Source organism: Streptomyces sp. NPDC054975 (genome assembly GCF_053609105.1).
This window is the reverse complement of sequence record NZ_JBSGWV010000095.1, coordinates 1-7,666: the sequence shown is the minus strand read 5'-3', so window position 1 is coordinate 7,666 and position 7,666 is coordinate 1. Positions and strand designations below refer to the sequence as shown.

Sequence of the window (7,666 nt, the reverse complement as noted above, 5' to 3'; positions counted from 1 at the left end):
CCCCTCTTCGGAGGGGCGGGCCGTCGCCCGTACCCAAACGCTTCTCCCGGGCAAGGACGGCATCGGCACCGTCCGCCGCACCACCCTCCCCGGCGGCCTGCGGATCGTCACCGAGACCCTGCCCTCCGTGCGCTCCGCCACCTTCGGCATCTGGGCGCACGTCGGCTCCCGCGACGAGACGCCCACGCTCAACGGCGCCACGCACTACCTGGAGCACCTCCTCTTCAAGGGCACCAAGCGACGCAGCGCCCTCGACATCTCCTCCGCGCTCGACGCGGTCGGCGGCGAGATGAACGCCTTCACGGCGAAGGAGTTCACCTGCTACTACGCGCGGGTCCTCGACACCGACCTGCCGCTCGCGATCGACGTCGTCTGCGACATGCTGACCGGCTCGCTGATCCTCGACGAGGACGTCGACGCCGAGCGCGGCGTGATCCTCGAAGAGATCGCGATGACCGAGGACGACCCGGGCGACGTCGTGCACGACCTGTTCGCGCACACCATGTTCGGCGACACCCCGCTGGGCCGCCCGGTCCTCGGCACCGTGGACACGATCAACGCCCTCGACCGGGGCCGGATCGCCCGCTTCTACAAGAAGCACTACGACCCGACGCACCTGGTCGTCGCCGCCGCGGGCAACATCGACCACGCCACCGTCGTACGCCAGGTCCGCCGCGCGTTCGAGAAGGCCGGCGCCCTCTCCCGTACGGACGCCACCCCCGTCGCCCCCCGCGACGGCCGGCGCGTGATCCGCACCGCGGGCGCCGTCGAGGTCCTCGGCCGCAAGACCGAGCAGGCCCACGTCGTCCTCGGCATGCCGGGCCTGGCCCGCACCGACGAGCGCCGCTGGGCCCTCGGCGTACTGAACACGGCCCTCGGCGGGGGCATGTCCTCGCGCCTCTTCCAGGAGGTCCGCGAGAAGCGCGGCCTGGCCTACAGCGTGTACTCGTACACCTCCGGCTTCGCCGACTGCGGCCTCTTCGGGGTGTACGCGGGCTGCCGCCCCAGCCAGGTCCACGACGTGCTGAAGATCTGCCGCGACGAGCTCGACAAGGTGGCCTCCGACGGGCTCACCGACGACGAGATCGCCCGCGCCATCGGGCAGCTCTCCGGCTCGACCGTCCTCGGCCTGGAGGACACCGGCGCGCTGATGAACCGTATCGGCAAGAGCGAGCTGTGCTGGGGCACCCAGATGTCGGTCGACGACATGCTCGCCCGGATCGCGTCCGTCACCCCGGACGACGTCCGTGAGGTTGCCCGTGATGTGCTCGGGCAGCGTCCTTCGCTGTCCGCCATAGGGCCGCTGAAGGACAAGCAGGCGGCACGCCTGCACGAATCCGTCTCCTAGAGAGAGTTCTGAAGAGCAATGAGCAAGCTGCGCGTGGCGGTCCTCGGAGCCCAGGGCCGTATCGGCTCCGAGGCGGTACGGGCCGTCGAGGCCGCCGAGGACATGGAACTGGTCGCGGCCCTCGGCCGCGGCGACAAGCTGGAGACGCTCGCCGAGACGGGCGCCCAGGTCGCGGTCGAGCTGACCACCCCGGACTCCGTGATGGCCAACCTCGACTACTGCGTACGCCACGGCATCCACGCGGTCGTCGGGACCACCGGCTGGACCGAGGAGCGCCTCGCGCAGCTGAACACCTGGCTCGACGCCTCGCCGGAGACCGGTGTCCTGATCGCCCCGAACTTCTCCATCGGCGCCGTGCTGACGATGAAGTTCGCCCAGATCGCGGCCCCGTACTTCGAGTCCGTCGAGGTCGTCGAGCTGCACCACCCGAACAAGGTGGACGCCCCCAGCGGCACCGCCACCCGTACCGCCCAGCTGATCGCGGCCGCCCGCGCCGAGGCCGGCCTCGGCGCCCAGCCGGACGCGACGGCGACCGCCCTGGACGGCGCGCGCGGCGCGGACGTCGACGGCGTCCCGGTGCACGCCGTACGGCTGCGAGGTCTCCTGGCCCACCAGGAGGTCCTGCTCGGCGGCGAGGGCGAGACCCTGACGGTCCGTCACGACTCGCTGCACCACTCCAGCTTCATGCCGGGCATCCTCCTGGGCGCCCGCCGTGTCGTCACCACTCCCGGCCTCACCTTCGGCCTGGAGCACTTCCTGGACCTGGGCTGAGGCGGACGGGCCATGGGTGGAAAGATCACGTACGTCTTCCTCGCCGCCGTCCTCGTCCTCGTCTTCGGCGTGGTGGCGATGGAGGGCGTCCTGCTCATCCTGACGGGCGAGCCGGCCGCCGTGGGCATGGGCGCGGTGGCGTTCCTGCTGCCTTGCGTCGGCGGCTGGTTCCTCTGGAAGAACACCGCCTTCGCGCGGAACGCGCAGCGGCTCGCCCGTGAGCTGGAGGCCGAAGGCGGCCTGCCGGTGGACGAGTTGAAGCGCACGGCAGGCGGCCGGATCGACCGGGACTCGGCCGACGAGGTGTTCGCGAAGCGACGCGCCGAGACCGAGGACTCACCCGAGGACTGGCGTTGCTGGTTCCGGCTCGCGGTCGCCTATCACGACGCCCGCGACACCCCGCGCGCCCGCAAGGCGATGCAGCGCGCGATCGCGCTGCACGCGGGCCGCACGGTCAGCGCGTAGCGGCCGGTACGGCAGCGTCCGGTACGGCGACGCCGTACTCGGCGTTCCACGCCTCGACCGTGTCGGCCGCGCGGTCGAACGCCTCGACGCGGGAGAGGAAGTCGGCGTTGTGGTCGGTGAGCAGAGTGATCTGCTCACCGTCCCGCTGTACGAGAATCAGCGCCTGGCCCTGCACCGTGCGGGGCAACCCCAGCCACCGCACCGGCTGCTGAGCCGTGCGCGCGTGCGCCACCCGGGCCCAGGCCACGGTGGAGGTGGTGAAGAAGCCGACCCGGCGCACGCCGTGCCGGCTCACCCACGTGCCCACGCGCAGCATGCGCAGCGCCGCGAGGATCACGAGGACGGCCAGCCCGAACGTGACGGCCGCACCGCTCGCCGCGCCGGCAGCGGCGATGATCACCGCGGCGAACAGCACGAACGACGCGAGCAGCAGCGCGAGCGCGGCCGCGCCCACGCGCCAGGGGCCGGGGCGGTAGGGCCGACGCCACTGGTCGTGGTCGTCGAACGGCAGCGCGACGTCGTCGGTCGCGTCAAAAGCGCGGTCGGCCGTCAGAAAAGGCAGGGGCACGACTGATCCTCACTCACAAGCACGCTCGAAGGGGCTGTGCCCGGTGAGGCTACCCAGGTGGTCTCGACCGGGCCACCTCAGGGGGGCCGAACTGCTCAGCGACCGTCGGAGGCCTCGGACTGCTGCCGGTGCCCCTCGGTCGCACCCGACTGCATGGACGGCATCCCGAAGAGCAACGAGCCGACGAGACCGGCCACGACGGTCAGCCCGACCAGCGTACGGCCCGCGAGCTCGGAGACGCTGAGGCGCTCCCTCGGCGGCGGAGTGACGTTACTGCGGAAGCGGTCGGCCTCTGCGACGAACGAGAACGGGACGGCCTCACGCCGGCGGAACATCAGGTTCACTCTCCTTGGATCTGGTGCGACGGGTGTCACAGATACAGACGAGCAAAGTCATCTTTCGGTGCCCGATTTCCCCGGATTGGCCAAAGAATGTGATCCAGGTGGGTGTGGGGGTCCGGGGGCATCGGCTCCCCGTAGAGTGGGCGCCGCCCGAGCGACGCACTTTGGAAGGACCCCGCCGGTGAGCGACACCCCCGCAGCAGATCTCAAGCCCAGCTTCCGCAGCGATGTGACGGTGGAGCTGGTGAAGCACAGCGCCGCCGACTCCGACGTGCTGTGGGCGGCCCGCGTCTCCACGGCGGGGGAGCAGTCGCTCGACGAACTGCAGAAGGACCCCGAGCGGTCCAAGGGGCTCATCAACTATCTGATGCGCGACCGGCACGGCAGCCCCTTCGAGCACAACTCGATGACCTTCTTCATCAGCGCCCCGATCTTCGTGTTCCGCGAGTTCATGCGCCACCGCGTCGGCTGGTCGTACAACGAGGAATCGGGTCGCTACAGGGAGCTGGAGCCGGTCTTCTACGTCCCCGACGCCTCCCGGAAGCTCGTCCAGGAGGGCCGCCCGGGCAAGTACGTCTTCGTCGAGGGCACCGAGGCCCAGCAGGAGCTGACCGGCCGCGTCATGGAGGACTCGTACGTCCAGGCGTACGCGGCGTATCAGGAGATGCTCGCCGCCGGCGTCGCCCGCGAGGTCGCCCGTTCGGTCCTGCCCGTCGGCCTCTTCTCCTCGATGTACGCCACATGCAACGCGCGCTCGCTGATGCACTTCCTCGGTCTGCGTACGCAGCACGAGCTGGCCAAGGTGCCGTCGTTCCCGCAGCGGGAGATCGAGATGGTCGGCGAGAAGATGGAGCAGCACTGGGCCGAGCTCATGCCGCTGACCCACGCCGCCTTCAACAAGAACGGCCGTGTGGCCCCATAAAGCACAGATGTACGACCACGTCACGCGAAGTGTCCGTATTGCGACGTTTCACGAAGTTCATCTAGGCTGATCAAACGGACCCGGCACTGCTTGAACCCCCGAGCAGGCAGTGCCGGGCTCCCTTTCTCACGTCCCCCGAGGGGACACCGGGCGATGAGCAGCGAGTAGCGTGTTACCCATGGCTCCGATCTCCACTCCGCAGACCCCCTTCGGGCGGGTCCTCACCGCCATGGTCACGCCCCTGACGGCTGACGGCGCACTCGACCTCGACGGTGCCCAGCGACTCGCCGCCCATCTGGTGGACGCAGGCAACGACGGCCTCGTCATCAACGGCACCACCGGCGAGTCCCCGACCACCAGCGACGCGGAGAAATCGGAGCTGGTACGGGCGGTACTGGAGGCGGTCGGCGACCGCGCCCACGTCGTCGCCGGCATCGGCACCAACGACACCCACCACTCCATCGAGCTCGCCCGCACCGCCGAACGCGACGGCGCGCACGGCCTGCTCGCCGTCACGCCGTACTACAACAAGCCCCCGCAGGAGGGCCTGTACCGGCACTTCTCGGCCATCGCCGACGCCACCGAGCTCCCTGTGATGCTCTACGACATCCCCGGCCGCAGCGGCGTCCCGATCGACACCGAGACCCTCGTCCGGCTCGCCGAGCACCCCCGGATCGTCGCCAACAAGGACGCCAAGGGCGACCTCGGCCGCGCCAGCTGGGCCATCGCCCGTTCGGGCCTCGCCTGGTACTCCGGCGACGACATGCTCAACCTGCCGCTGCTCTCCGTGGGCGCCTGCGGCTTCGTCTCCGTCGTCGGCCACGTCGTGACCCCCGAGCTCCGCGCCCTCCTCGACGCCCACCTGAACGGTGAGGTCCAGAAGGCCACCGAGATCCACCAGCGGCTCCTGCCGATCTACACCGGCATGTTCCGCACCCAGGGCGTCATGACCACCAAGGCCGCCCTCGCCCTCCAGGGCCTCCCGGCCGGCCCGCTGCGGCTGCCCCTCGTCGAGCTCTCGCCCGAGGAGACCGCCCAGCTCAAGATCGATCTCGCCGCAGGCGGGGTAGAAGTCTGATCACAAGCTTCACAACTGAATATCCGATCGGCAAACGATCGACCGACAACAGCAAGTGCACGAATGTCATGCGCGCCACGTGCCCAAGCGGTACGTGGCGCGTGTGGTGAGGAGAGTCTTTTGAGTCATCCGCATCCTGAACTCGGCGCTCCGCCGAAGCTCCCCAAGGGCGCCCTGCGTGTCATCCCGCTCGGCGGGCTCGGCGAGATCGGCCGGAACATGACGGTCTTCGAGTACGAAGGCCGCCTGCTGATCGTCGACTGCGGCGTCCTCTTCCCCGAGGAGGAGCAGCCGGGTGTCGACCTGATCCTGCCCGACTTCACCATCATCAAGGACCGCCTCGACGAGGTCGAGGGCATCGTGCTCACGCACGGCCACGAGGACCACATCGGCGCCGTCCCCTACCTGCTCCGGCTTAAGCCGGACATCCCGCTCATCGGCTCCAAGCTGACCCTCGCCCTGATCGAGGCCAAGCTCCAGGAGCACCGGATCCGCCCCTACACCCTTGAGGTGAAGGAGGGCGACCGGGAGAACCTGGGCCCCTTCGACTGCGAGTTCATCGCGGTCAACCACTCCATCCCGGACGCGCTCGCGGTCGCCATCCGCACCCCCGCGGGCATGGCGGTCGCCACCGGCGACTTCAAGATGGACCAGCTCCCGATGGACGGCCGGCTCACCGACCTCCACGCCTTCGCGCGGCTCAGCGAGGAGGGCATCGACCTCCTGCTGTCCGATTCGACGAACGCCGAGGTCCCGGGCTTCGTCCCGCCGGAGAAGGACATCTCGAACGTCCTGCGGAACGTCTTCGCGAGCGCCCCGAAGCGCATCATCGTGGCCAGCTTCGCCAGCCACGTGCACCGCATCCAGCAGATCCTCGACGCGGCGCACGAGTACGGCCGCCGCGTGGCCTTCGTCGGCCGCTCGATGGTCCGCAACATGGGCATCGCCCGCGACCTGGGCTACCTCCGCGTCCCGGCCGGCCTGGTCGTCGACGTGAAGACCCTCGACGACCTGCCGGACGACGAGGTCGTGCTGGTCTGCACGGGCTCCCAGGGCGAGCCGATGGCCGCCCTGTCCCGGATGGCCAACCGCGACCACCAGATCCGGATCGTCCAGGGCGACACCGTGATCCTGGCGTCCTCGCTCATCCCGGGCAACGAGAACGCGGTCTACCGCGTGATCAACGGCCTGACCCGCTGGGGCGCCAACGTCGTCCACAAGGGCAACGCCAAGGTCCACGTCTCGGGTCACGCCTCGGCCGGCGAGCTGCTGTACTTCTACAACATCTGCCGTCCGAAGAACCTGATGCCGGTCCACGGCGAATGGCGCCACCTGCGCGCAAACGCCGAGCTCGGCGCGATGACGGGCATCCCCAAGGACCACATCGTCATCGCCGAGGACGGCGTCGTCGTCGACCTGATCGACGGCCGCGCCCGCATCACCGGCAAGGTCCAGGCGGGATACGTGTACGTGGACGGCCTCTCGGTCGGCGACGTCACCGAGTCCTCCCTGAAGGACCGCCGGATCCTGGGCGACGAGGGCATCATCTCGGTCTTCGTCGTCATCGACGCGTCGACCGGCAAGATCGTCAGCGGCCCGAACATCCACGCCCGTGGATCCGGCATCGAGGACGCCGCTTTCGACGCGGTCGTCCCGAAGGTCGAGCAGGCCCTGAACAAGTCGGCCCAGGACGGCGTGGTCGAGCCCCACCAGCTCCAGCAGCTGATCCGCCGCTCGATCGGCAAGTGGGTCTCCGACACCTACCGCCGGCGTCCGATGATCCTCCCGGTGGTCGTGGAGGTCTGAGCACCGGCAGGCCCACCGGCCTGACCAGCGCCAACTGAGAGTGGGGCGCCTCGATTTGCATCGGGGCGCCCCGCTCCAGTACGTTTACGGCTCCGCCAACAAGGGAAGCCCGGCACCTTCGTGTGCCCGAACGGCTGACCGGATGGGGCGGGAAATCCGACTCAGAACTTCTGATAAAGTCGGATCAACGCCGGAAAGCAGATCGGGAAAACCGAGAAGCCGGAAAGCACCGAGGAAATCGGATCGGAAAGATCTGATAGAGTCGGAAACGCAAGACCGAAGGGAAAAAGCCCGGAGGAAAGCCCGAGAGGGTGAGTACGAAGGAAGCGTCCGTTCCTTGAGAACTCAACAGCGTGCCAAAAATCAA

General features: G+C 69.1%; 9 protein-coding genes. 6 read left to right on the top strand and 3 right to left on the bottom strand.

Features of this window, described 5'->3' with window-relative positions; all coding sequences use genetic code 11:
* The 3 genes from ACWF79_RS34540 to ACWF79_RS34530 form a co-directional block, all read left to right on the top strand.
* On the top strand, window positions 1–1,348 hold a 1,348-nt coding region (locus tag ACWF79_RS34540; protein ID WP_453732137.1), incomplete at its 5' end, for a M16 family metallopeptidase.
* Between the two features lie 18 nt (window positions 1,349–1,366).
* On the top strand, window positions 1,367–2,119 hold the full coding sequence (gene dapB, locus ACWF79_RS34535) for a 4-hydroxy-tetrahydrodipicolinate reductase (protein ID WP_453732136.1): 753 nt from the start codon (window positions 1,367–1,369) through the stop codon (window positions 2,117–2,119).
* Window positions 2,120–2,131: 12 nt separating this feature from the next.
* The gene (locus tag ACWF79_RS34530) at window positions 2,132–2,584 is read left to right on the top strand and encodes a hypothetical protein (protein ID WP_453732135.1); all 453 of its coding nucleotides are present in this window, start codon (window positions 2,132–2,134) and stop codon (window positions 2,582–2,584) included.
* On the opposite strand, the gene ACWF79_RS34525 is transcribed toward ACWF79_RS34530, so the two are convergent.
* Window positions 2,574–3,152: a hypothetical protein gene (locus tag ACWF79_RS34525; protein ID WP_453732134.1), complete on the bottom strand. Its 579-nt coding sequence runs from the start codon at window positions 3,150–3,152 to the stop codon at window positions 2,574–2,576. The two genes, ACWF79_RS34530 and ACWF79_RS34525, sit on opposite strands and share 11 nt — an antisense overlap.
* 95 nt (window positions 3,153–3,247) lie before the next feature.
* Window positions 3,248–3,487: a hypothetical protein gene (locus ACWF79_RS34520; protein ID WP_453732133.1), complete on the bottom strand. Its 240-nt coding sequence runs from the start codon at window positions 3,485–3,487 to the stop codon at window positions 3,248–3,250.
* Window positions 3,488–3,674: 187 nt separating this feature from the next.
* Between ACWF79_RS34520 and thyX the strand changes: the two genes are divergently transcribed.
* The 3 genes from thyX to ACWF79_RS34505 all read left to right on the top strand — a co-directional run bounded on the left by thyX (window position 3,675) and on the right by ACWF79_RS34505 (window position 7,299).
* Window positions 3,675–4,415 carry an FAD-dependent thymidylate synthase gene (thyX, locus tag ACWF79_RS34515; RefSeq protein WP_361967893.1) on the top strand — a complete coding sequence of 247 codons (741 nt, stop codon included), beginning with the start codon at window positions 3,675–3,677 and terminating at the stop codon, window positions 4,413–4,415.
* Between the two features lie 178 nt (window positions 4,416–4,593).
* On the top strand, window positions 4,594–5,493 hold the full coding sequence (gene dapA / locus ACWF79_RS34510) for a 4-hydroxy-tetrahydrodipicolinate synthase (protein ID WP_453732132.1): 900 nt from the start codon (window positions 4,594–4,596) through the stop codon (window positions 5,491–5,493).
* 120 nt (window positions 5,494–5,613) lie between these two features.
* Complete coding sequence (locus ACWF79_RS34505) at window positions 5,614–7,299, top strand: ribonuclease J (protein ID WP_453732131.1); 1,686 nt, start codon at window positions 5,614–5,616, stop codon at window positions 7,297–7,299.
* 161 nt (window positions 7,300–7,460) lie between these two features.
* On the opposite strand, the gene ACWF79_RS34500 is transcribed toward ACWF79_RS34505, so the two are convergent.
* Window positions 7,461–7,666, bottom strand: a 206-nt coding sequence (locus ACWF79_RS34500) for a hypothetical protein (protein ID WP_453732130.1), incomplete at its 5' end; no start/stop codon positions are given.

Excerpts from the sequence above, each read along its gene's own strand:
- dapB (WP_453732136.1), top strand. The coding sequence starts at position 1,367 with ATGAGCAAGCTGCGCGTGGCGGTCCTCGGAGCCCAGGGCCGTATCGGC.
- ACWF79_RS34530 (WP_453732135.1), top strand. The coding sequence starts at position 2,132 with ATGGGTGGAAAGATCACGTACGTCTTCCTCGCCGCCGTCCTCGTCCTC.
- ACWF79_RS34520 (WP_453732133.1), bottom strand. The coding sequence starts at position 3,487 with ATGTTCCGCCGGCGTGAGGCCGTCCCGTTCTCGTTCGTCGCAGAGGCC.
- dapA (WP_453732132.1), top strand. The coding sequence starts at position 4,594 with ATGGCTCCGATCTCCACTCCGCAGACCCCCTTCGGGCGGGTCCTCACC.